General features: G+C 42.0%; 22 protein-coding genes and 1 pseudogene. 7 read left to right on the top strand and 16 right to left on the bottom strand.

Annotated features, from left to right (window positions below; translation table 11 throughout):
- Positions 1-565: 565 nt before the first annotated feature.
- Together A5N88_RS24470 and A5N88_RS17820 are read right to left on the bottom strand one after the other, a co-directional pair.
- Entirely contained in the window at positions 566-3,367 is a 2,802-nt protein-coding gene (locus A5N88_RS24470) for an SH3 domain-containing protein (RefSeq protein WP_083953208.1), read from the bottom strand.
- Between the two features lie 326 nt (positions 3,368-3,693).
- Positions 3,694-4,152, bottom strand: a complete 459-nt coding sequence (locus A5N88_RS17820; RefSeq protein WP_066268438.1) for an NUDIX domain-containing protein — start codon at positions 4,150-4,152, stop codon at positions 3,694-3,696.
- Positions 4,153-4,432: 280 nt separating this feature from the next.
- Between A5N88_RS17820 and A5N88_RS17815 the strand changes: the two genes are divergently transcribed.
- Both A5N88_RS17815 and A5N88_RS17810 read left to right on the top strand, forming a co-directional pair.
- Positions 4,433-4,747: a YjcN family protein gene (locus A5N88_RS17815; protein ID WP_066268433.1), complete on the top strand. Its 315-nt coding sequence runs from the start codon at positions 4,433-4,435 to the stop codon at positions 4,745-4,747.
- Between the two features lie 417 nt (positions 4,748-5,164).
- A complete protein-coding gene (locus tag A5N88_RS17810) occupies positions 5,165-5,542 on the top strand; it encodes a hypothetical protein (RefSeq protein ID WP_066268431.1) in 378 nt (125 codons plus the stop codon).
- Between the two features lie 205 nt (positions 5,543-5,747).
- On the opposite strand, the gene A5N88_RS17805 is transcribed toward A5N88_RS17810, so the two are convergent.
- A complete protein-coding gene (locus tag A5N88_RS17805; RefSeq protein ID WP_066268429.1) occupies positions 5,748-6,011 on the bottom strand; it encodes a hypothetical protein in 264 nt (87 codons plus the stop codon).
- A 363-nt stretch (positions 6,012-6,374) separates the two neighbouring features.
- Complete coding sequence (locus tag A5N88_RS17800) at positions 6,375-7,325, bottom strand: LCP family protein (protein WP_066268427.1); 951 nt, start codon at positions 7,323-7,325, stop codon at positions 6,375-6,377.
- A gap of 525 nt (positions 7,326-7,850) precedes the next feature.
- On the opposite strand from A5N88_RS17800, the gene A5N88_RS17790 reads away from it, so the two are divergent.
- Positions 7,851-8,417 (top strand): isochorismatase family protein, encoded by a 567-nt coding sequence (locus A5N88_RS17790; protein WP_066268423.1) that lies wholly within the window; start codon positions 7,851-7,853, stop codon positions 8,415-8,417.
- A gap of 157 nt (positions 8,418-8,574) precedes the next feature.
- Entirely contained in the window at positions 8,575-9,399 is an 825-nt protein-coding gene (locus A5N88_RS17785) for a protein-glutamine gamma-glutamyltransferase (protein ID WP_066268421.1), read from the top strand.
- A 9-nt stretch (positions 9,400-9,408) separates the two neighbouring features.
- On the opposite strand, the gene A5N88_RS17780 is transcribed toward A5N88_RS17785, so the two are convergent.
- From A5N88_RS17780 to A5N88_RS17750, 7 genes are all read right to left on the bottom strand, one after another.
- Positions 9,409-9,642 (bottom strand): hypothetical protein, encoded by a 234-nt coding sequence (locus tag A5N88_RS17780; protein ID WP_066268418.1) that lies wholly within the window; start codon positions 9,640-9,642, stop codon positions 9,409-9,411.
- Positions 9,643-10,131: 489 nt separating this feature from the next.
- On the bottom strand, positions 10,132-11,403 hold the full coding sequence (locus tag A5N88_RS17775) for a metal-dependent hydrolase family protein (RefSeq protein WP_066268416.1): 1,272 nt from the start codon (positions 11,401-11,403) through the stop codon (positions 10,132-10,134).
- A gap of 15 nt (positions 11,404-11,418) precedes the next feature.
- On the bottom strand, positions 11,419-12,609 hold the full coding sequence (locus A5N88_RS17770) for a hypothetical protein (RefSeq protein ID WP_066268414.1): 1,191 nt from the start codon (positions 12,607-12,609) through the stop codon (positions 11,419-11,421).
- 154 nt (positions 12,610-12,763) lie between these two features.
- Entirely contained in the window at positions 12,764-13,951 is a 1,188-nt protein-coding gene (locus A5N88_RS17765; RefSeq protein WP_066268412.1) for an amidohydrolase, read from the bottom strand.
- Between the two features lie 26 nt (positions 13,952-13,977).
- Positions 13,978-15,153 (bottom strand): M20 metallopeptidase family protein, encoded by a 1,176-nt coding sequence (locus tag A5N88_RS17760; protein WP_066268410.1) that lies wholly within the window; start codon positions 15,151-15,153, stop codon positions 13,978-13,980.
- A gap of 711 nt (positions 15,154-15,864) precedes the next feature.
- Positions 15,865-16,803: a hypothetical protein gene (locus A5N88_RS17755; protein ID WP_066268408.1), complete on the bottom strand. Its 939-nt coding sequence runs from the start codon at positions 16,801-16,803 to the stop codon at positions 15,865-15,867.
- 756 nt (positions 16,804-17,559) lie between these two features.
- On the bottom strand, positions 17,560-17,931 hold the full coding sequence (locus tag A5N88_RS17750) for a Gp49 family protein (RefSeq protein WP_066268406.1): 372 nt from the start codon (positions 17,929-17,931) through the stop codon (positions 17,560-17,562).
- A 279-nt stretch (positions 17,932-18,210) separates the two neighbouring features.
- On the opposite strand from A5N88_RS17750, the gene A5N88_RS17745 reads away from it, so the two are divergent.
- Positions 18,211-19,152, top strand: a complete 942-nt coding sequence (locus A5N88_RS17745; RefSeq protein WP_066268404.1) for a LysR family transcriptional regulator — start codon at positions 18,211-18,213, stop codon at positions 19,150-19,152.
- A gap of 94 nt (positions 19,153-19,246) precedes the next feature.
- Here A5N88_RS17745 and A5N88_RS17740 read toward each other — a convergent pair whose 3' ends face one another.
- Positions 19,247-19,570, bottom strand: a complete 324-nt coding sequence (locus tag A5N88_RS17740; protein WP_066268402.1) for a hypothetical protein — start codon at positions 19,568-19,570, stop codon at positions 19,247-19,249.
- A gap of 314 nt (positions 19,571-19,884) precedes the next feature.
- Between A5N88_RS17740 and A5N88_RS17735 the strand changes: the two genes are divergently transcribed.
- A complete protein-coding gene (locus A5N88_RS17735) occupies positions 19,885-20,877 on the top strand; it encodes an LCP family protein (protein WP_066268400.1) in 993 nt (330 codons plus the stop codon).
- 104 nt (positions 20,878-20,981) lie between these two features.
- On the opposite strand, the gene A5N88_RS17730 is transcribed toward A5N88_RS17735, so the two are convergent.
- From A5N88_RS17730 to A5N88_RS17715, 4 genes and pseudogenes are all read right to left on the bottom strand, one after another.
- Positions 20,982-21,314, bottom strand: a complete 333-nt coding sequence (locus A5N88_RS17730) for a hypothetical protein (RefSeq protein ID WP_066268398.1) — start codon at positions 21,312-21,314, stop codon at positions 20,982-20,984.
- Positions 21,315-21,570: 256 nt separating this feature from the next.
- Positions 21,571-22,032, bottom strand: coding sequence for a VanZ family protein (locus tag A5N88_RS17725; protein WP_232317591.1), 462 nt, complete (start codon positions 22,030-22,032; stop codon positions 21,571-21,573).
- A gap of 112 nt (positions 22,033-22,144) precedes the next feature.
- Positions 22,145-22,702: a hypothetical protein gene (locus A5N88_RS17720; protein WP_066268394.1), complete on the bottom strand. Its 558-nt coding sequence runs from the start codon at positions 22,700-22,702 to the stop codon at positions 22,145-22,147.
- A gap of 48 nt (positions 22,703-22,750) precedes the next feature.
- Positions 22,751-23,530, bottom strand: a pseudogene (locus A5N88_RS17715) (nucleotide sugar dehydrogenase); the annotation flags it as partial.
- A gap of 606 nt (positions 23,531-24,136) precedes the next feature.
- Between A5N88_RS17715 and A5N88_RS17710 the strand changes: the two are divergent.
- Entirely contained in the window at positions 24,137-25,087 is a 951-nt protein-coding gene (locus A5N88_RS17710; protein ID WP_066268392.1) for a tyrosine-type recombinase/integrase, read from the top strand.
- The last annotated feature ends 47 nt before the right edge of the window (positions 25,088-25,134 follow it).

The following is a 25,134-nucleotide window of genomic DNA, read 5'->3' as shown; positions in this document are numbered from 1 at the left end:
CCAAAAATATCAAATTTTTTGCATAATTTTTCTATATTAGACTTCTATCTAAGCAGCATCTACCCTATATCACATTTATTTCGTTTTCAAGTATTTAACATGGTTTAATTTTCCTAATATATTGGTATCTAAATAAAGAGTATTTATTTAGTAGCCCAGAAAGGGGATACCCGTGAAAAAATTACTGGCTATATACCGAGGAGAGAAATACACCATCATCCATAAATATCAGTCGGGGTATTACGAGATTCAGAGGTATGCCAATACGAAAATAGAGTTGGTCCATAAATCGGAGTTGACGTTCTTATGCTACCCGGAAAAGTCTACATCCTAGTCACCCATCCATTAAACAATTCCCTTTCTTGCAGGTTTCCACCATGCCGTTTGCAACATTTTTAAAGATTTCTGCATCGTTTTTTCGTTTTATTGCAACTTTTATTCATTTTATTGCAACATTTTCGCCCTTTTATGCAACATTTTTCACCATTTCTGCAACATTCCCGCTCCCCGTCCAGCATCTACCCTTTTTCTCCACAAAAAAGCAGCCCAATCAGGCTGCTTTCTTCTACTTATATACCGGTACATCATACGCCAGCGTATAACAGGTGACTAAACTATAAAGATTTTGCATCTGTACGATCTGCTTGTCGGCCCAGCCGATATCGGTCGCATATTGATGGGCTGCATTGCCCCTGGCATCCGCTGCATCCGGGTTCCATCTCATTTTATACAGCGTATTTTGTCCGGCATTGATATAGTCCTGCGCAATAAATTGCGCTCCGCCTATAATCGCCTGCTCAGGGGTAAACCATCCTGCATTATAAGCGAATTGGGCACCGGAATTAAGCGGATCTGAATCATAGGCACCAATTCCATACATATTATAAACGGTTTTGCCGTTGACCTGGACACCGTTAGCCAGCTGGGAAGTGCCATTGCCGGTTTCCAAAAGCGCATGGGCAATCAAATAGATTTCGTTAATATGCAGGGTTTGACCTGCCTGGATAAAGGATGAAGCCTTTCCGGCAAGGATTCCTTTTCCAGAGAGAATACGAGAGTTGACCTCATCCGCCTGCAGATTAGTAGAAGCCGCCAAATCCAGGAACTGATAGGATTTTATCGGATCACTTTCAAAATTAGAGGGATCAAGGTAATACTTCACATCATCCGGGCTCGCATTGACCCATGTCTGATTGATTTTCACCTGATACCACATATGGCCGTCAGAGCCCTTCACTGCTGATAAAATACTTAATACGGTTCCGTTGTTTACCTGTGTGACCGTCCAGTAGCTGGTACCGGGGCCTCCCCTTACATTCCACTTATCCCCTTGAACGGTTCCGGATGTTGGGTTAGACGCATTATTCAGCTGTAAGGCATCATCGCGCAGGTAGGTATTGTACTGGCGGTCCGTCTGCGGTCCCGCATTCATTTCAATATTGACCATGTCGTTTAAAGATACAGTGTATTGCTTATACGTGTAGCTCTTTGATCCATTTGCCAATCCGGGAGGTGTTGCGAGAGTATCCGATAAATATTGACTGCTCACATAGCCGATTTTTCCATTTACCGAAACCTTCGACCAGCCGCCTGCCTCTGATAAAACCTTCACCGCTGTTCCAGTGGCTAGACTGGATAGAATATTGCCGGTAACAGAGGCTGAATCGCGCAAATTCAAATTAGATTGACTGTTTACATCCACGTACTTAATCACGTCTTGCTGATCACCTGCACTTCCATTACTTCCACCTGCTCCTGTATTGCCGGTTGGCTTTGTTTCTGTTAAAAGCGCCGTGTGAACATAGCCGTCCTTCCCGTATGCCTGAATATAAGACCAGCCACCTGCCTCTGACAGCACCAGCACCTGGTAGCCCTGTGAAAGCTTAAGAATCACAGATGCAGAATCGGAAGGCTTTGTATACATACTTACTCCAGAAACGGAGGATACATTCACATATTTTGTGTCTGATGATGCGGTAACAGGATCCGGCAAAGTAAGAGTCAGATATTGGCTGTTCACATAGCCGGTTTTTCCATTCACCAGCACCTTCGACCAGCCATTCGACTCGGACAAAACGGTTACCTTCGTCCCCAAGACAAGCTTGGATAAAATACTTCCGTTAAGGCTTGCAGAGCTTCTTAGGTTTAGCGAATCACTTGCGTCCACCACTACATACTTTGTAACAGTTTTTACTGGCGCAGGCGTACTGGTTCCTGCTTCTGTTCCTGCCGGTTTTGCCGCCGTTAAAAATTGGCTGCTCACATAACCCGTTTTCCCGCTGGCCTGAACCTTTGACCAGCCATTTGATTCGGAAACGACTGTTACAGCCGTATTATTTGCCAGCGTACTGATAATGCCGGCTTTTGTGCTGCCTGCTGACCTAAGATTCAGCATGCCACCAGTACCCACCTTTACATACTTCGTGACAGTTGCTGTGCTTTTAGGCGGTGCTGAGATGGAAGCAGCACTTGCCCCAGATGAAGACGTTGTCTTGGCACTGCTTCCGCTTGGCTTCGCTGCCGTTAAATACTGGCTGCTTACATAACCGGTTTTTCGGTTCACTTGAACCTTTGACCAGCCTTTTGATTCAGAAAGCACCTGTACGGCCGTTCCTTTTTTCAGCCAGGCGATAATGCCAGCCTTCGTGGAGCTGCTGCTTCTCAGGTTCAGCGTAGATCCTGTCTGTAAATTCACATATTTTAGAGTAGTTTTTGCTGAAGATGGCTTCTGTATACTGCTGATGCTTGCTTGTGGTGGTTTTTGATTGGCTGGGGATGCAGCTGATGCTGGTTTTGAAGCCGTTAAATACTGGCTGCTTACATAACCGGTCTTCCCGCTCACTTGGACCTTCGACCATCCCTTTAATTCGGAAAGCACCTGTACGGCCGTTCCTTTTTTCAGCCAGGCGATGATGCCGGCCTTTGTGGAGCCGCTGCTTCTAAGGTTCAGCGTAGAGCCTGTAGAAACGTTAACGTATTTGGTAACGGATTTTACTTCAGATGATTTCACCGTAACACTGCTGGGTTTCACTGTGGTTTTACTTGGAGTGCTGCTTGATGGGGTCAAATATTGACTGCTTACATAACCGGTCTTTCCATTCGCAAAAATTTCCGCCCAGTCCTTGGACTGAGATAAAAGGGTGACGGGTGTTCCTGCTGAAAGCTTCAAGAGAATCGTGGCTTTCTCAGAAGCACTGCTTCTCATATTTAAATAGGATCCTTTATGTACTTCAACATATTGAACTGGATTTTTGGTGCTCACTGCACTTGCCGAAGGATGCAAGGTGTCAGCATGGACTGTTTTTGCAAAGGCGGCAGACGACAATACTGCAAAACAAAATGCAGGCAATACGACACGTTTCTTCATTTTATCTCCCCTAAATCGCTTATTATCTATAACTCTATCATACTTTTTATCTAAAAAACGGTTGAATTGTCAAAAAATAATAAAACCACTCGAAACAGGAGAATTGACTTATCCTTCCATCCTAATAAAATTATCTGAAAGTAATACAACCCATTCCCTCTTCTTTTATCGGACAGGAATCTACATTCTTTAGGAAAATGTTACATCCAGTTATTGGTGAATAACCGCCTATCTAGTTTTCCTTTAATTTTCAGTTAAAATAAAAAAACCTTCCAAAGCGGAAGGCTGCTAAAATAATTAATGACAAAAGACTTGTACTTATTGTCCTATTTGCGAAGAGTGGATTCCCACCATACTTTCATGCTTCCTCGTATATACTGCTGAATAAGCGGAGCAAGCGGAGAAGGCTCAAGCTTTGCCTCCAGTAAATCTTTTTCGTGGCACCAGAAAAAGTGCAAATGCCCTTCCCTGGATGGAGGGTCCATTTCAGCATCCAATTCATCTGACGTAACCGCAAACAGCTGGTTCAGCTCACAATGAAGCTGGCCGCTCTCCTCCCATTGATGCTCACAAACGCCAAGAAAATCCCCTATCTCACACTTCACTCCCAGCTCTTCCTCGATTTCTCTTGGCAAAGCCATCTTTGCGCTTTCTCCAAATTCAATATGGCCGCCCGGTAAAAAGCTGTTGGAATAGCCATCTGCTTTTAACAGCAAAACCGACTGGCCTTTTTGTATAATGGCCCTTGCTACATGATGAAATTTCCCGCTTTCGTATTCGTTCATATGAACCTGCCTTTCTATCGTTTTGGTTATTCCTATTTTGCCACAAAATCGGTTTTAATAAATAGTTTAGCGATTTTCCTAATCCCCCCTCTTTCCTTACTCTATTATTTAAAATCGTTTGTTTACAGTCATTCACCGTCATATTGCAGCATGTCAATGCGATCAATGTGTTAACCATCCATTACGAAGGACAGCATTCATTAGTATCAATCCTAAAGAGGAGTTTCCATTTAAAAGCAGAATACTACAAAGGAGATTGGAAAAAACAAGGAGATAAAAAATGAAAATCAAACGGATTGTTCTTCCATTTATTCTATTAGCAGCCGTATTCCTCTTGTTGCATTCGACCCCTTCCCTGGCTCTAAGAACACATGTCTTCATTATGGGACATCCAATCACTGCGTGTACAAGCGGAGTACAAGAGGGTGTATCTCATGTGATTATTAATAAAGAGAAACTGATTCAGCTGCATGAAAAGGCCTATTCTTTAACCAAGCCTCCCGCGGATAGTGCTGGTGGCGGCGGGCTGCTGGAAAACTACCTAGTCAAAAGAGATGGATTTTTATATTTTGCAGAGTATATTGGCTACGAATAATAGTGAGGAAACCTCTTCATACTTGAGGTTTCTTTTTTTCGTCACGAAGTAAACATATGTAAATTTTGGCATTGTTACTAATCTATTCTTTTTTTAACTAGTAAGTGGTAAAATTTCTTTGTACTAGAAGAAAAATGAAGTTTTCCCTTTTTGTCTGACAATTATATTTGAGAGAAGCAATTTACGAAGAGGTTTAAATAGAGAGTGGAAGAGATTCATATTTTTTTGGTCATTCAATAGGCATATTTTCACGTTAAATTTGTCCCTGTTGTTTTTCGCTTTCCTATCAGCCTCCGTTGACCTGTGTCTCACTTGTCCAGTCAGACTCCACTGGATTATTTCGCATGCTCAACATGTTTAGAAGCAGCGTTTACGAATGCATCCAGATTATTTACTCTTGAAAGGAAATGGATTAACATGAAAAAACTCATCACCTTTGTTACCGCATTTGCATTATCACTTGGTATTTGGACCGGTACTGCAGCAGCTCAGCCTGCCCATGCATCTGCTAAGGCTGCGAGCGTTTCCGTTCAGGTTGTCAGCTCCGATTTGTATGTACGCCACGGCCGCAGCGCATCTGTAACAGTAAGAGGGGCCCGACATGCCCGCGGTACCATTACCGTTTATTACAATTCTGGGCCAAGCAAAGCCAAGGGTTTGTATGCAAAAACATCAGACAGCAGCGGCTATGTTTCCTGGAGCTGGATTGTAGGCTCACGCACTAGGCCTGGTACCTACATCGTTCATATTATACTGGGCGGCAGATCCGTTAACGCCCATCTTCATGTCAGCTAATTTCACGGGCCCTTTTTAAAAGGGCTTTTTTGTTTGAGGTTTCAAACAGAAATACAAACGTACGTTCTTATTTTTAGTATACAGCTCACTCTCCTTTATGTCAAAGCATGCCCCTCGAAAAGAAAAAAACTGCCGAAACGGCGGCACACACTACTCTATTCTCTTACTCTTTTAAACTCCAGCTTACCTTCTTTGAAGCTTTTCCTTAATAATCAAAACGGACAATGCCCCAAAGACAATCAGGATACCTGAAACCAAAAATCAAGGCCGGTATAGATGCTCCGATAGCCAGAAAAAGAACAAAGCTTAGGCAGGAAGCCACGATTTGCGGCAAACAAATGCTTCCGTTGAATAGTCCAAAGTATCTTCCCATATTTTCGCCTGATAGAGCATTGGTCACCATGCTTAATGGGATTCTATCTTTGGGTAAAATACCCGTCAAAGAATCAACCGCAAGTACACAATCCATTCAAATAATTACCTTCCATTTATTGGTTAATGTTATATATTCGTTCAATGCAAAAAAGGCAGCACATTTGCATTTATAATGTTTCTTCATAATCAAGTGTCAAGTGTTTACCTTTATTTTTGTAATTTCTTTATTGTTTTTTATCCCTTTTCCTGCTTTATCCGCCACTTTCAGAGTAAAATCCGATTAAAAACATAATTCAACATAATATTAACTTTGTTGATTTATAGCGATAGTAGCTTTCCAATAAATTCGAATAACAACAATGGCAACAGCAATCCTAATCTATCATGAAAAAACTCTATAGCAAATGCCATAGAGTTTTTTCAATTTATCTATTCATATGAAATTAGCAAAGCGATTCTATTGAAAATTTTTAGTGATGATACTTTTTAATTTTTGCGGATCAATAACAATTTCATCATTATTTGCTTTAAGAATATCATCGTACATCACTTCTTGAGTCCCTGGGATTTGCTGATAATGTACTTGTTTGTTTGGATTAATATTTTTCACAGCAAGGGCCAGACTCAACATATCCGAAGTGGACATATTGGTGCCAATCATATATTGGTATACGGAATTAACGAGTGAAGGCAGTTTAGGGATGTTTCCAGGTCTGAGTGCCTCTTTGCCAATTCCCTTCAAAACCTCCAACTGAGCCATTTGACGCGCATAATCGCCATCTGCAGCGGTATGGCGTTCACGGGCAATGGCTAAAGCCATAGTTCCGTTAACGAAATGAGGACCTGCATTAATCACTTGAGAGTTTATTTTAATTGTCTCCGGTACATTCATTGTGATTCCGCCTAAAGTATCGACCATGGCTTGAAGGCCCCCAAAATTGGTTTCTGCATAATAATTAATCGGTACACCCGTTAATTTACTTATTGCATTTACTGTCTCTTCTATTCCCTGTTTGGGACCTTTATTAGCCTGCAAAATATACTGGATACTTGTAAGTTTCGTATATCCATAACCATTTAAATAGACACGTGTATCACGCGGAATACTTACAACATTCAGTTGATTTTTTCCCAAATCAACATGAACCAGCATCATGCTGTCTGAATGACCAGCTGTTTCACCTGGTCTTGCGTCTGAACCCATTATTAAAACATTAAATGCAGTGTCATTCGAATTGCCTTGCTGAACTGTTTTGTCTGAATTGTTTCCCGAAGAAACAACAGGAATGGACTTGAAGTGATTCTTCGGTTGAAGTTGGTAATATTCATACCCGAGTACTGAAACCGCAATAATAACTATTCCTAAAAAGCTGTAACCAAATACTTTCCATTTGTTTTTTTTCTGCATAATTCCTCCGCTATGTTTCTCTAATGTTCATCTTATGAATATCTTTCCTATAATATATTTTACTTTCATTTGGGAGCATCTGTCATTAGTAATTTTGGAAGTTTGTTTCTTGCAGCACTCGCTGTTCTGATTCTTAGTTTGCCATTAAATCTCTTCGCTATTATCATACAAGTCATTGGTGGGGTTCTGATGCTGCCACTGCTTATTTTCATGGTTATGATGACGAGTAATAAGGAGTTGATGGGAGAGTACAGTACCAAGTTGTTTGGAAGGATATGGGGTTGAGCAATGGTGAATCTGCTTACGGGATTGACTGTAGCTTCTTTTTGACAGACGTTTCATTAATTTTTAAGGAAACTTGTCCCAACATTAGCTCCAGAAAAAGGCATGTGTTTTATAAAAGGAGTTTCTCCCATTCTTCAAGAATAGTATTAGCTAGAACCCCGAAAAGGGGGCGATTTTTTTGAAAAAAACATTTAGTAGACGGTTTGCAGCTTTTAAAAATAAACGAAAGGGGTTTTCTAATTGAATCATGCATTACTCGTAATTGATGCTCAACAGGAGCTTATCGAAGGGAAAGACGGTGAGGAAGCAGTTTGGAAGAAGGATCACCTGATACAGAATATCAATGAAGCGGTGGAAAAAGCGCTAAAAGAGGAGCATTTCATTGTCTTCATACGGGATTTGGATGTAGCAGAGGGCAAGGGAAAAGGCTTTGACATTCACCAGGCCATCAAGGTTCCGGCCGCTTCGAGGATTTATGATAAAAAAGCGACCAATTCCTTCTATGGAACTCCATTATTGGATGTGCTGAAAGAAAACAAGATCGGCCATCTCGTTATCATGGGCTGCAAAACGGAGCACTGCATTGATTCGGCTGTAAGAACGGCTACGGTTAACGGTTTTGACGTCACCCTCGTAGAAGATGGACATTCTACATCAAGCACAAAAGTGTTACCGGCCGAACAAATTATAGAACATCACAACCAAATCCTTCATGGCCATTACAATGTCGATCATTTTTCCGTTGTACGAAAGGCCAAAGATGATTTATTTGAGCCGCCCCACGATATGTACAGACAGCAAGGCTAATGTATTCAATAAAAAAACAAGAGGCCAGGAGAGCACCCATTCTCCTTGCCCTTTTACAATAACAAAAGAACCCCTTCTTAAAAATCATACATAAAGAAAAGCTGGGATATCATATATTTTCAGAGAATGACCCCACAAAAAGGGAGGGGATTCCAAGATGATTGTCGTAAATGAAAAAATACTGGGTTCCAATGACTATCACCATTGGACTTCATCAAAAGAAAAAATGTCCATACTTGAAATGATGGGACAGTACAGCCAGAAGTATGAATATCAAACAATGAGCGAGATTGATTTTGAGCTGGAGATGAGAGTTCAAATTATGAAGGCTGCGGTCGCGCTGGACAGGAGTGATGCAGAATTCACAACCTTAAGGACGTCTATATGCAACCCAAGATACTGGATGCGCCACCCAAGCGGTGCGTTTATCATTAGAGACGATGTGCCTCCTCATGCTGGCCTTACAGACATTTTTATAAGTGGGAAGAAATACGCGTTTGAATGTGCCACGGCAATGGTGATCATCTTTTATAAGGCGATATTGGAGACGCTGGGGAAAAACGTATTTGATGAACTTTTTGCAGGGCTTTTTCTTTACGATTGGCAGCATGATCAGGATCTTGATCTTCAGCTTCATTCAGGGAGGGATTATCTGCCGGGAGATTGTGTTTATTTTAAAAATCCTGCCGTCAATCCCAAAACGCCCTATTGGCGAGGGGAAAATGGGATTATGATGGGGAAAAATCTTTTTTTCGGACATGGAATGGGAATGAGAACAAGCCAGTTCATTATTAAGTTTTTGAATAGTAAAAGACTTCCGTATTCACAGGAGCCTGCCTATTTAACGACTGACATTACTCGGATGAATTTTCAATATTTACGCCAGTTTGCACAGAGTGGTCCGAGGTATCCTTCCTCCCTTCCTTCTCAGCCTTCTAATCTTGTCAGGGCTGAAATTGGTTCGAGGACGTATATTACTTAAAGCACTGTTCTACCTTGGTTGTGCCCTGGTCTTTCTGCTGGTTGATTTCCGCTTCAGGCACTCGCTTTCCGCGGGCGGCCGGGAGCTTCCTCGTCGCACGCTCCTGCGGGATCTCCCTCTGGCCAGCTTTTCCCGCAGGAGTCTCGTGCCTTTCGCTTCAATCAACTTTGGATTGAATTCAATATTGGGATTAAACTGTGATATTTGGCAGTACCCCTTATCATCCCGCCGGTTGATTTCCACTCCTGATACTCCCTATTCGCGGACGGTCGGGGAGCCTCATTGTCGCTGTGCTCCTTTGATGTCTGGCATATGCCGCGATTCCGCAATAGTCGCATACCAACACTTTATTCAAATTGAATTCAGCTTAACATTAGGCTTTAACCTAGACTTTGATAGTGCACTGATCTTCCTGCTAGTTGATTTCCGCTTCAGGCACTCGCTTTCCGCGGGCGGCCGGGAGCTTCCTCGTCGCACGCTCCTGCGGGATCTCCCTCTGGCCAGCTTTTCCCGCAGGAGTCTCGCGCCTTCCGCTTCAATCAACATTGGATTGAGTTCACTATTGGGATTAAACTGTGATATTTATAGCGTTCTGATCTTCCTGCCGATTAATTTTCACAATACTGAGCGTTCCAATCACCAAGAAATTAAACTTAAACAGTCCCTAATAAAAAGAAAAAACGCATGTAACATGCGTCATTTCCCTTACCTATTTACATTCTCCCGCGTCCATCAAGCCTGCCCCACTAGCTCCCCGCTTTTGACTCTTAGGTCCTTCTCGATCACACCGTCCTTGGCGACGAGTACAATGTTGCGCTCATCTTCAAGTGACCGAATGTTCTCCAGCGGGTTGGTTTTGACGACCACAAAGTCGGCCGCTTTTCCTTTTTCAAGGGTACCGACCCGGTCGCCCCAGCCCATACATTCTGCTGCCACTTTGGTTGTGGCCACAAGAGCTTCCATCGGTGACATGCCGATTCCGCACATGAGCCCGAGTTCGCGGAGGTTGGTTCCGTGGGGCATGACACCGGCATCGGTTCCCATGGCGATTTTCACACCGGCTTTATAGGCTTTTGCCACACTTTCACGATGGATATCGACTACTTCACGGGCTTTCGCTACAGCATATTCCGGCATGTCATCTGTTTTTTCACTGGCTTCTAGCACAGAAACCGGTGCGAGCAGTGTCGGCACAAGATAGGTGCCTTTTTTCAGCATGAGCTCGATCGCTTCATCATCCAGGAAGATTCCATGCTCGATTGAATGGATTCCTGCCCGGACGGCATTTTTCACACCCTCCGCTCCCTGGGCATGTGCCATGACCTTGACGCCGCGCCTGAACGCCGCCTCCTGCACAATGATCAAGAGCTCTTCTTCCGAGAACTGCGTGAATTCCGGATGGTCCGTTGGGCTCATCACGCCGCCCGTTGCATGGACTTTAATAATATCCGCACCAGCCCTCAGCATTTCCCGCACCTTTTTGCGGACCTCCTCCGGGCCGTCACACAAGCCGGATGGCATGCCCGGATAGCTTTGGCGCGTCACATCCATTCCGGAACGCATCCAGGAATCGCCGTGGCCGCCGGTAATGGTCAAAGGATTGATGCTGACCTGCATGCGCGGTCCCTTAATCAGCCCTTGCTCCACAGCCACCTTCACGCCATAATCCGTAAAGCCTGCATCCCGGACAGAGGTAATGCCGACATTCAAGGTTCGCTTCAGGTACTCAATCGCCTGGTAAAATTGAAGCGCAAATGGCGTCACCAGCGTTTCCCGCATGTCCTTTACTTCAAACATCATATGGACATGGGTGTCAATCAGCCCTGGCAGAAGGTAACCGCCTTGTGCATCGATGACCTTCACTTCCCCATTCGGCACTTTTACGGTATCCTGCGTTCCCACCTCTACAATCCTGTTATCCTTTATCAGCACTGCTGCATTTTGCACCGGATCCTTGCCTGTTCCATCGATCAGTGTTGCATTTTTAATCAGCGTGTATCCCATTTTCCATTCCTCCTATTATAAGGTTTTTACAAGAATGCTAGCGATAATGACAGAACCAATCGTAACGGATGTAAAACCTCCAATGAGCATTGGCGGCAATATTTCCCCAAGGATTTGATCTTCTTCTTCCTTCGTTCTACCCATACTGCGGCTGACTTCTTTTGAAATCAGGAAGTCGCCGGGAAATCCATACATGGCCGTCAAAGCAACGGCGATGCCTTTATTTGGATCCCATTTAAAGAGCTTGGAACCAAGGTAACCGCCAAGCACCAGACCGATAGAGCCGACGACAATAATCAAGGCAACGGCAGGCAGGACGCTGATGATGCTCTTGATTGTCACAGCGGCGATCGAGCTCAAAACCGTGAAGACCACTCCAACCATGGCAATGCTGAATCCATTTGCCTTTTCCAGCACCTTTTGAGGATAAAATCCTAAGTAAGAACCCAGGATACCAATGAGCAGGCCCCAAAGGCTGTAGCTGATGCCGGTTAATCCCTGCATGGTAACGGACAGGGCGCTGCCGATAAAAATCATAAATAAGAGAACAAAGCTGCTTTGCTGAAAGCGTTCAGGAATCAGGCTGCGCTTCTTGGTTTCCGTACGGCCAGACTCTGCTTCGAGCATATCAGCCGTTGCCGCATCGGCCGCAGTATAGGTGCCCGCATCCATCGTACGGCGAAGATTGGCAGCATGCCTTCTCAATAAAAAGGCGGTCAGCGGCATTCCCACCACACTGTGAAGCGTCAGGACAATGACCGGAATCACAATTAAAGCAGCAAACCCGGCATTTTTAAGAGCATCGGCCGTTAAAAGATAAGCAATGATTCCGCCTGTCATCGGGCCGGCGCCTGCGACAGCTGTTTTGTAGCCAAAGAAAATTGGAACAATCAGGAGCATTAAGAGAACCGCAAAGGCCAGTCCCAATAGCGTAATCAAAACGGCCTTATATTGGCTTTTCATCACTTTCATCGGAATCAGCGTCCCCATGTGAACAAGGAGTGCGGGCGTCAATACCGCTCCGATGACGGCAAAGGTTGAAGCCTGGATGATGCTGCTTGGAACCACACCTGTTTTAAAAAGAATAAAAACCCCCACCATTGCCACGAGCAACGACGGCACCTTTGCCCTTGTCACAATGGAAACAATTTCCCCTATTGCAATAACCCCCAGGATGATTAAGCTTGCGTACACGGGATTCATCATCTCACGACCTGCCTTCTCTTATAATTTAGTTTTTTTGCTGCCTTTGAATCTCGTTTCCACTCTCTTTCTTGCAGGCTGCCCTGCTTGTTCATTTCTGCTCCAGGCGGTATGGGAGCCTGGAGCTTTTTCAAGTCCTTCTTTTTAAATAAACCCTTCACTCTCTATTCAAATAGAGCGGTGCATGGACCAGGATACTCAGCCCGTGCTCGAGTGCCGCCTCATCCACGCTAAATCGCGGATGATGGTGCGGATGCACAATGCCCTTTTCTTCATTTCCAGCTCCCACCAACAGGAAGCAGCCAGGAACTTCATTGGAAAAAGCCGAAAAATATTCGCTTCCCATCAGAGAACACGGCGGCAAATGAAGAAGATACTCATCACCGAGGGCTTTTCCAACCACTGTTTCCAACTTGGCGGTTAGCTTCTCGTCATTCACGACACTTCCATAGCCATATTCATACTGAAAATCGTACGTGGCTCCGTGTGCTTCCGTAATCCCCTTTACGATCCGCTCCATCAATTCCGGTATTTTCTTGCGTACAGCGGGATCAAAGGTTCTGACGGTGCCGTTTAAGAAAACGGATTGCGGAATGATATTCTGTGCCGATCCCCCGTGAATCTGTGTCACGGAAAGCACAGCTTTTTCCCTTGCAGCAATGTTCCGCGACACGATTGATTGCAGGCTTGTCACCACCTCAGCACTGATGACGACAGGGTCAATCGCCGTATTCGGCTGCGAGGAATGGCCGCCTTTCCCATTGATATTGATGGTGAAGACATCGCAATTTGCCGAAAGCGTTCCATAGGCAAGCCCGATTTTCCCAGTCGGAATCGGCGAGGATAAATGAAGGCCAATTACCTGATCGACTCCTTCCAGTACACCTGCTTCCACCATTTCCACCGCGCCTCCTGGAGGAACTTCCTCTGCATGCTGAAAAATAAACCGGACCTCTCCCGGCACCTGATCCCGAATCTTGGAAAGAACCTTTGCGGCCCCCAGCAGCATCGCCGTATGGCCATCATGGCCGCAGGCGTGCATGACACCTGGATGTTGTGAGACGAAATCAAACTCATTTTCCTCTTGTATAGCGAGTGCATCCATATCCGCGCGCATCGCCAGAACCCCTCCAGGCCGGCCGCCCTTTAACGTCGCCAACACACTGGTTTTCGTCGGTCTCGTAATCTCTAAGCCTCCAAAGCTCTCAAGCGTATCATAGACAAACTGGGAGGTTTTCTCCTCCTCAAACGACAGCTCTGGATACTGATGGAGATACCTTCTCCAGCCCGTGACGGTCTCTTTTACTTCATCCATTAAATCTTCTATCATGAGGACTTCATTCATCCGGCAAACTCCTTTCTATGAATGGTTTAGTCATTTAGTATTTTTTTCGATAGATTAATAAAAATCCTTACGCCATCCTCCAAGGCATCCTCGTCGATATTAAAGCGCGGATGGTGATGCGGATACACAATGCCTTTCTCCGCATTTCCCGCTCCCACCGGAATAAAGCAGCCCGGCACCTTTTGCAAATAAGCGGAAAAATCCTCTCCACCCATGGAGCCTTCTCCTCTCACGACATGCTCGCTGCCAAACTCTCCAATCAGGAATTCTTCGACCTTTTTGGTAAGCTCAGCATCATTGATGACAGAGCTGTACCCCTTATGGTAGTGAAACTCATAGGAACCGCCATGCGCCTCCGTAACTCCCTTGGCAACGCGTTCGATTAGGGATGCTGCCTGTTTTCTTACCTCTGGCAGGAAGGAACGTACCGAGCCGCCAATATGGACAGATTCCGGAATCACATTTTTGGCAATTCCCGCCTGGAGGGTGGTCGTTGACACCACAAGCTTTTCACCGGGATCCACGTTCCTTGAAACAATTTGCTGAAGGTTGGTGATAAAATGTGCAGCCATCAAAACGGGATCGATAGAATTTTCCGGCTGTGAGGAATGACCTCCCTTTCCTATGATTTTAACATCGAAGGTATCGGAGTTAGCAGTAACCGGGCCATAGACAACACCGATTTTTCCACGTGGGATGATCGACATGAGGTGGATTCCGACGATATAATCCACATCATCGACCACACCAGCATCGACCAATTCCTGGGCACCTCCCGGCGGCAGCTCTTCTGCATGCTGGAAAATAAACCGGATTTCACCCTTGATTTCATCCCGCTGCTGGCTTAGGCGTTTTGCTGCTCCCAGAAGCATGGCTGTATGCCCATCATGGCCGCAGGCATGCATGACGCCCGGCGTTTCAGAGGCGTACTCCACCGGCGTTTCCTCATGAATCGGAAGAGCATCCATGTCTGCCCGCAGGCCCAGTACCTTTCCTGGCTCGCTCCCCATTAAGGAAGCCACCACACTGGTTTTCGTTGGGCGCGTCACCCGAAGCCCTCCAAACGACACCAGCTGGTCATACACGAATTGAGCCGTCTTTTCTTCTTCAAATGACAGCTCAGGGTGGCGGTGGAGATACCGCCTCCATTCCTTAACCTTATCGATAATCTCCGTCAGCTCATCAACTCTCGTACTTGGCATGCTTATCACCTGTTTTCTGAATAATTTAAATGTTCATTAAACAAAGGATAGCATGCCCACTCTATCAAGTAGTAATAGAAATTTTTTATACCCTCCAAAAGGCTTATTTTAATAGAGAGACTTTGTGAACTTTTCCGCCCAGTAGCGCAATTTCTCCGTCTCTTTTCTATTAGAATATGTACATTGGGTAGTAGCGTTCTATACTTCCTGCTGGTTGATTTTCGCTGCAGGCACTCGCTTTCCGCGGGCGGCCGGGAGCTTCCTCTGGCCAGCTTTTCCCGCAGGAGTCTCGCGCCTTTCGCTTCAATCAACTTTGGGTTCAATCTACAATCGGCTTTAGTTCATAGATTGGCAGTGCCCTGATCTTCCTGCCGGTTGTTTTACATTACTGATAATCTCTTTTCGCGCAGGTATTTCGCACCTTTGACTTCAATAAACTTTAGATTTAGGATATTTATATTAAGGTGAGGTAAAGATTGTAAAAGAATGTACTTAAGCGAACGGGACAGTTTAGTTCAATTACAATCTGTTTACACCTTCGATTGAGCCCAACGGGGGAATTATTCTGGAAAAACCAAACTATAAAAGATAAACTTGACAGGATTCCATCACATTAAGTTAATTGTAATCCCACGAATAAATTAAATTGGGACTTATTAAAAGTAAAAGGTACACCACTATATGTTAGTGAAGTACCTTTTACTTTTAATATCAAATATTCCAAAAATGTTTTTTCCTAGAATTAAACGTGCCTTGTAATATCCAAGTTGTTGATTCGTGTTTTTCGAAACTTCCACCTAACCCCAAACCGTATTCTTGGACTTTGGCTCTAATACTAGCATTAACATTAAAGTCCTCTTTATAATGTAGTTCCAGAGAAAAGTCTTTTAAATTAGAATTTAATCTACCATCTGCTATCTCCTTCCAGGTTTCCTCATGATGATACCACACAAGGTTGTCTGGTAACTTTGGTACTTTATTATTTTCCGGAAAATGAAATTCAGTAATAATATCACTAGTAGAGTTTCCCATAGATTGGTAATTCACTTCAGAATCAACAGGTATACCATCTAAAGGGACACCTAAATTCAAGTTAGCCGCAAACTCTCTTTTCCAGCCCGTTTTATGTATAACTTTAATTTCAATAGCCCCTAAGTGACGTAACAGTCTCATAACTTCTGCCCACTTGTGTTCAAAGGTAAACCTATGAAAATTAGCAAATGGGAAATAAGTTCCTTCCTTTACCGGATGTGCAACATAAACTGTGTTTTTCAACGGATGACCAACTTGAAATTTAAGCTTAGTATTATGATCCAAAACCATAGGCTTAATGTCTTCATTTTTCCAAACTTCAATTTTTGAAAGATCTTTCTCATCAATTTTTCCCTGTATTTTTTCAAATGCATTTGTTACAAGATTTACTTCACCAATCAATGGTAATTTCCACCACTTCCCTTGTTGCCAATTTTCTCCTATTCTCCAAGGATTCCATGTGTCTTGTAAAGTATCTGTAAACGTATTAAAGACAACATCTCCAGCATCTTGAAAAAAATTACCATTCCTTGATTGTAAACCATTGTAGTCATCGACTATATAAATAAATTGCCTTTGACGATATGGAAGTGATAAAAGCTGTTCTTCTCTGTTCATAATGCAACTCCTAGGATGATATTTTGTCAAATTTTATCATAATACTATGATTATATTACTATTATCCTTAAATTTACAGAACCAATTACATTAAAATACTATTAAAGACGTAGGGAAATCGTGGAGTTTGATTCGAAGAATGAACCGTGATATTTACGCAACTTGGAAATTATGTATTTGAGTACTGCTTGACCTTATTAACCGAAGGCACGAAGTTTTTCCATCATATGTTTGTTCCCGTGCTCAAATATTTGTTCGTGGGATATTAAGACCGCGGGCTTTTATGTAGAAATGTAAAATAATGTGCACATAACAAACGGAGGTATTTGGCACTTTGTGAATGTTTTCACTTAAAATTACGGGTGCGTGAGTGGAATAAGCTCCAAACTTAAAATTGGAATTAGCTTAGTTCAAAGGGGACTAGGCTATTTTATTTTCTAAAGCAAAACACACCGCAAATACGGTGCGAATTGATATACATTTTACTTTGCATTTTTAGTTGTAAATTCTAGTTTTGTGATAGGATACAGAACCAGTTAGACTACGGGGCTTTTCTACTTTCCGTATATCCTTTAGACCATGCCTCACGATACACTTAAACTTCCCGAACTGATTCTGTCCCCTCGGAGATAGACTTTCACCATTGCTTCTTTTGATTAATCCTTAGTATTCTGGCCTTAAAAAAGCACGACTGCCTTTTACACAAAAAAGGAACGGATCTCTCCGTTCCTTTTACTTGTTTAAGAATCTATGAAATTAAGATAAATAACCGCCCAGGGCCACCATTGCTTTTCTTAATGCTTGATCATAAGCTTTGTCTTTGCCAATGACTAAACGGAAATCTTCAATATCGCGAACGGTAGAGCGTCCTTCGATTTCGTATCCATTATCAAAGATTAATAGACAGATGGTTGATTTATCACTCATGCGGTGGAACTTTTTCTCGACAATCATTTCTTCCAGCTTTTGACGCTTTTCGTTGGTGATTTCGTGCTGGCGGGAAGTGGGTGTAACCAAGTGCTTGTAGATATGATTATTTTTACACGTAATAATCAGGGATTCTTCCCCATGATGTTCTACGTGGCTAATTTCTTCACATTTTGGGCAAATACTATCAATAAAGACCATGTTCAATCTCTCCCTTGCTCTGGATTTTGTCCATACTTCATAATACTACAGAAATCTCGCAATGAAACTACCTAAAAGACAAAAATTTTTGGTAAAAATAGTACTTACAATTAGAAAAGCTGGATTTATAGTAAATGAAATCCAAAGGAAAATACTGTCGGAATTTTTCGCCATCTATTTGATTTATTCAACACAGATATATAGTAATATAGAAGTTAGTAGAAAGCTGATTACGGATACTCTCTTCTCCCGAATAAGCCCAAGATAGGATGTGCTGGAATGGATATTGAAGGAATCGAGTCATTTTTAACCGTTGCCCATATGAAAAGCATCTCCAAAGCCGCTGCCTCTCTGCATATCACGCAGCCGACACTAAGCACACGAATTCGGAAGCTGGAACAAACCCTCGGATTCCCCTTGCTGGAAAGAAGCTGGAACGGTGTCAGCCTGTCCAGGCAGGGCCACTACTTTTTGCCGTATGCCATCGATTGTCTGAGGGAACTAACCAATGCCTCGACCACCTTAGGAAGCTTTCACGAGCTCATGGCCCTTGATGAGAGCCTTGCCGAAAAAGCCCTGCCCCGGACAGAAAGCATCAAAATTGGCATGAACATTTGGCTGGCCCCTTTCTTCACCGATGCTATTCTAGCCGAATTAAACACGCATTTCCCAAAACTAGACTACCAATTCTTCACCAAGCCGACCGATACCCTAAAGGACATGCTGACGTATAACGGCATTCACATGGCAGTGTTCTATCAGAACGAACGGAAAACAGGGCTGTACAGCCGGAAGCTGTTTGAAGACGAAATGGTCCTCCTCTGCTCTCATGAAGATTGGATTTCAATAGATAAGGACGTCCGTAACGTGGGAGAAATGGACAAGCCCTTTCTTGTGCTCGATAATCCTGTTCTCGCAAACAACCGGCGCCTTATTCAGTCCATCCGAAGCAGGCTCGATATCAAACGCTGCCAAATCGTCGACAACATCAATGTTATGAGCTCCATCATTATCTCAAAAAAAGGCTACACCATACTGCCAAGAACCGGGCTTTCCCAGATCGCCCATCTCTCTTCTCTTCCATTAAAAGTTATTCCGCTCGAAAGAAGAGTTCCAAGCATCGCCATCCATATGGAATACCATGCAAGCTCTCCATTCCTCGAGCCCATCCAGCTTATCGAAAAACGGCTCTCGGCATTTCAGTCGGTGTATGCCAGTTAAAGCAGATTCGGGGAAAACGCTTCGCTTTCCATTTAAACAGGCCCGCTCTCTATTCTGAGCGGACCTTCTATATAAAAAAGATTCCTTTATTCTCTTAAACTGCTTGCTGATAATCAGAAATAATTCCTCTGCTGACAAGCTCTCTTTCAGTTTGATCATCCGCAGGACGGTATCCTTTTTCCAGCAAATCTTTAATATGTATTTTGTTATATACAAATGAAAAAACAATACCCGTAATTCCAGCTCCTATTCCAAACGTAAAGGAACCAAGAACACCTTCAATAATAAGCATAATAGCGGCCCACTTTAAATCCCCTCTAAATAAAGCTGGAAGAAACCCAAAGAAAAAGGTAGTCCAGCTAAAGCCTACTTTTACTTGTTTTACGACCCCTGCATCATTCTTTAATCTTGCTTTCATCCTTTTTATTAACCCCATTTCATTTATTATTCCATTATTATTATAAACACTAATGGTATTTTTGTAATTAAATTTCTATTTTTGAAGTTTCATCCATATGATAAAATGGGTAGGAAATTATACTTAGCCTAAAACATTCGTATTTCGAATATTTTTATTTTATAATGAATAGGATTCTAATACTTTTTTAATTTATCTCTTATATAATAAATCAGTAGTTCTGTGTAATGAAAAAGCCTAAAAATGTACAATCATTCCATTCAGAGTGATGGGAGTTTTAAAAATATTCAAACTAAAAGAAAGCTGGAGGATATATGGGAAGAGCAGAAAAACATACACGTACCAAACGAAGCAAACTCAAGATCTTTGGCTATAGTTTTCTATCCTTTATAGTGATATTGGTTGCGGGAGGCAGCTATATATACTACCAATTGCAGCCGAAGAACCATTTTAAAAATGTGCCGGTGGTCGGTTCCACTGACGCAAACGCATCCACCCTTCCAAAGCTGGCGTCCAATACATTCAATATATTGTTAATGGGCTCCGATGAACGAAAAGGAGAAAAAATTGGACACTCCGATTCCATGATGCTAATCCATGTGGATTTAAACAACCACCAATATCAGGCGGTAAGCATTCCGCGTGACACCCGTGTCCACCTTGCAGGCTACGGATATACAAAGCTCACAAGCGTTCAATACATCATCCAAGCCACACAAGGGCGCCTGGAAGGTGTAAAAGCAGCCGTGCAGGCCATTGGCGAGCTGACTAACGTTCCAATCAACTATTATGTTGAGACAAACTATGAAGGCTTCCAATCTATGGCCAATGCCGTAGGAAATGTAGAAGTGCACGTTCCATTTGATGTCACCCTGACCCATCCATGGTACAAGGCCAACAAAGGCAAGGTCATCCCGAAAGGAACGCAGGTATTAAGCGGACAAATGATCACCGAACTAGTCCACGAACGGGATTCCTTAAAAAACACAGACTACGGAAGACAGCAGCTACAGGAGGTTGCACTTGAGGGCATCGCTAAATCAGCGCTGCAGCCAGGCAATATCGCACACCTGCCGGCATTGATCAGCTCCCTGTCTGACTATCTTGTTGCGACCAACATGACCAAAGAAGACATGATCAGCATGGGACTTGCCGTCAAGAACTTCAATCATAGTCAGCTTCACTATCATCAGCTGCCAGGAGCAAGCAAGGTTATGTATGATGATGTATTGAAAAACAATAACGATGAGGTTGTGCTCGATCCTCAGGAAATTAATAGTGTTATGACAAAGTACTTTGTCAATTAACCAATAAGAAACCCACCCTTTCTGCAAAGGGTGGGTTTCTTATTTTCTTCTTTTATAACTTTTCCAACTATGAAAGTTATTTTTAGTTCATTTCAATTGGCTAATTACTGAACAAGGGTGGGCCCCTGCAATGGAATCTTATTCATAAGCATTAGCATTTCTAACCCTGTCATTTCGGGAAGTTTTTTTACAAATGCCTTTGCTGATTGGTAAGAGGAGAATTGAAATGCTTCTAATTCTGCGGTAATCTGAAATTTATTATTTTTAGCGTTTCTTCGTGTGTGATAAATTCGAACGATATTTGCCTTTGACTGAGGTTTCACCTCTTCTCCCATTACTAAAAAAGCGATATTTGGGTTAAACGGTGTTGTAATAGATGTTAACACTTTTGAATGCTTTAAAATATTATTATCAATACTAAAGTTTAAATCTCCCATTATTATCCCCTTTGTTATATTTATAATATTTTTATAATTTACCATATTTTAATATTAACAGATAATATTTGGAAATAACAAGCATGGGATTTATAACTAGCCAGACTTTTTATATGCTTCTTTAAGTAAAATTACTATTACCATTAGATGAAAATTTCTAGTTAAAAGTAAATGAGACAGAAAAAATTGACCAAACCAAATAAATGCAGCCCACTTAAAAGTAGTAGGCTGCATTTATTTCAATTATGACAATGTATCAATCTTTAGCTTGCTTTATAGTTTGTCCCCACTTCAATAAGAAATACACACACCATATTCCTATGGAATCGATGCACATGTCATACAGTCTTCCATCTCGTCCGAAGAACAGCTGGAAGAATTCCGTCATAAACGCAAAAATCATAGAAAACAGAATGGATCGCTTATGGCTTCTAGTGAGGTTATAAATGAGTAGATCCATAATTGCAAACCCCATAAAATGTCCAGTTTTCACAAGGATGAAATCTGGATCAATGGTGGTTAGATCATTCATATTAAAAAAGGATAAGTAATCTGGCTCCCAATTCCAATGGAAACCAACCGATTGAAAGCTCATTAACGACTCCAGATTTTCTGTAAAGGTATTGATGCAAAGAACCAGTCCCCATAACAGAATCATGGCCCACTTGAGACCTAACATTTTTCTATTTCGATGCTTTTTAAGAATCATTTGAGGCATAATGCACACTCTTCCCATTTTTAGCTTTATATCTTTAGCTTTTCCATAAAAGGACAGCGATAAAAGTGCTTTCGTTCATTGCTATGCAAAAAAGGAGAAGACAAACTCCTCCTTAAATACGATCATTCTTTTGAATATAACCCACTCGATTGCCCACCAAAACCTGATAGAAATCCCCTGCTACGGAAAGATAGGCTATGGATTGATGCTGGCTGATCATTCCTATCAATGCACTGTTTTTCGAAGAAGTGCTTGTAATCGTTGCATCTCTTTTTAGCGTGATAACCCCTGCTTGTTTCACGGTCCCGCTCGTAAAGCTTTGCGATACGGCAGCATACGGAGTGACGTCTGACATTTTGACATATCCTTTGGTACTTCCCCACTGTAGTTCTATCCATTGACCTTTCATTGCCATACCTTTAAACATTTGTCCCTTAGATAGCTTCCCGATTGAAAGCAGAGACCCAGTGGTACTTTTGTAGACCAAGGCTGTATTATTTGTTTTGACATAGCCTGCACTGTATTTCGCTAGATGCTCCTTATATACAATAGAAGCAAGATCCGCAATCACTTTTTGCGATTTTGCATAACTGATCCGGTTTGTCATCACGGCAAGCGCAAACGGATGGGAATCATATACTATTCCGACATCATTATAAACAAGTGACATCGGGATCAAGCCTACCTTATGGGCAAGCAACTTCTAGATTGACTTCTACTAATCCCTACTGAATAAATCCCTTGTATACACCTTATCTTTTACTTCAATTAAATCATCCGATAATCTATTTGCTACAATCACACCACTTATTTCTTTAAATTCTTCAAAGTCATTAACAACTCTAGAATTATAATATTTTTCTTCATGGAGAGCTGGCTCGTATACGACTACTTCAATTCCCTTTGCTTTAATACGCTTCATAACACCTTGAATAGCTGACTGTCTAAAGTTATCTGAATCCATTTTCATGGTAAGTCTATAGATACCAACTATCTGAGGTTTTCTCTTTAAAATCATTTCGGCAATGTGATCTTTTCTAGTTCGATTGGCATCTACAATGGCTGTCATGATATTATTAGGAAGATCTGAGTAATTGGCTAATAACTGCTTCGTATCTTTTGGCAGGCAATAGCCACCATAACCAAAGGAAGGATTATTATAATGATTCCCAATCCGCGGGTCGAGCCCTACCCCATCAATAATTTGCTTCGTATCTAACTCTCTTATTTCTGCATATGAATCTAGTTCATTAAAAAACGCCACCCTCATTGCAAGGTAAGTATTAGCAAATAGTTTAATGGCTTCCGCTTCTGTTGAATTCGTAAGTAAGACTGGAATACCCTTCTTTAAAGCCCCTTGCTCTAATAAATCAGCAAATACCCTAGCCCTATCTGTTTGTTCTCCCACAACAATTCTTGAAGGATACAAGTTATCATAAAGTGCTTTTCCTTCTCTTAAGAACTCTGGTGAAAATATAATATTCTCAGTTTCAAACTTGGCTCAAATCTAGATTATCAAAAACATTTGGGCCACTTGTCTATAATTTTATAAAAATGTAAATATTGCATGATGTATTAATTCGAAATCGAACACTAGAGAAACAATACTATTTAGTTTTACTAGAACCACCTGGTGTCGGGAAAACATCCCTAGCCAAAGGGATGTTTACTATCCTGAATACTTCAACACACACGAAACTGTTTTTAGGCAGCTTGTTAGGAGCAATATCAGTACTAACCTATAACATTACATCTTCTTTATTTTATAATTTTTTATTTTTCAGGCTTGAGAGTATTTCAAAAAATAAGGTAGGCTAAGTGGATTAATTAATACTGAAGATTTAATACTCGATTTTATTACTCTACAGTAGGAGGGTAGTGCTCATTGCTGAACAAAAATGAACATTTTTTGGGTAAAAGCACCTTCGAATAATTTACATATATTACCATAAAATTACAACCTGACTCAGATACAATAAGGGTTTAAGAAACTAGAATTCAAATTTTATAGCAAATTACCAAACAACGATTGTTCAGAACCTTCCCTCTTCCAAAAATGCAGATGTATGTAAACTGTAGTACAAAAATTGGAGGGATCATTGTTATGTTCAACGCCGAAATTTATTATGATAAATATATAGTAGATTGGCTCAAAGGAAAACGATACAGTATCAGTCAGCAAACCTATCAAGTTAATGAGTCCTATATTCGAAATCAAATCATCCCACTGCTGGGTGACTATTCTTTATCCCAACTCAATCCGATGATTCTACAACAATTCATCAACGAACTAATTGATAAAGGACTTGCTAATTCTTCCGTCAAACGCATCTTCAGTATTGTTCATTCTTCATTGGATATGGCAGAGAAGATGCAACTCATCCCCAAAAATTACGCATCTTTCGTTCATAAACCAAAGTTAAGACGAAAAGAACTGCAGGTTTGGGATGTTAGGGAAGTTCAACATTTCCTAACACTCGCATCAAAAGATCCCTATACCTATATGGCTTTTCATCTTGCCCTTCTGACAGGCATGCGGCAAGGTGAAATTTTAGGCCTCCGGTGGATCGATATTGATTTTGAGAATCAATTGTTGTTTGTAAGACAAACCTTAAGTCATGACGGAAAAGAATTTATTCCAGGAGCCAAAACAGCTTCTGGTGTTCGTTCGATTGCATTAGATCAAGACACCATTCAACTTTTGAAACGCCACCTCGAATTAGTGGCTACGGATAAAGATAATAAAGACTATAAAGATGGGGGGTTAGTCGTATGCACAAATTTAGGAGAAAAGATTCCCCCTCGAATGATCATGCGTGTTTGGTATAAATTACTTAGAGATTCTCATCTACCTAAAATTACATTCCATGATCTCAGGCATACCCATGCCTCTTTACTTCTAAAGAACAATGTCCATCCAAAAGTTGTATCTGAACGTTTAGGTCACTCATCCATACAAATTACGCTTGATACCTACTCGCATTTACTGCCGAATATGCAAAAAGAAGCTGCAGGGAAATTCTGGCAAACCTTATTGTCTAATTTCACGAATTAACTTAATTGCAATTCGCAAATAAGAAAAAGATTTGTATAAAAACTCTA

Origin of the sequence: Heyndrickxia acidicola, assembly GCF_001636425.1 — a bacterium.
GTDB classification, from domain to species: Bacteria; Bacillota; Bacilli; order Bacillales; family Bacillaceae_C; genus Bacillus_AE; species Bacillus_AE acidicola.
This window is presented reverse-complemented; position numbering and strand designations above follow the sequence as displayed.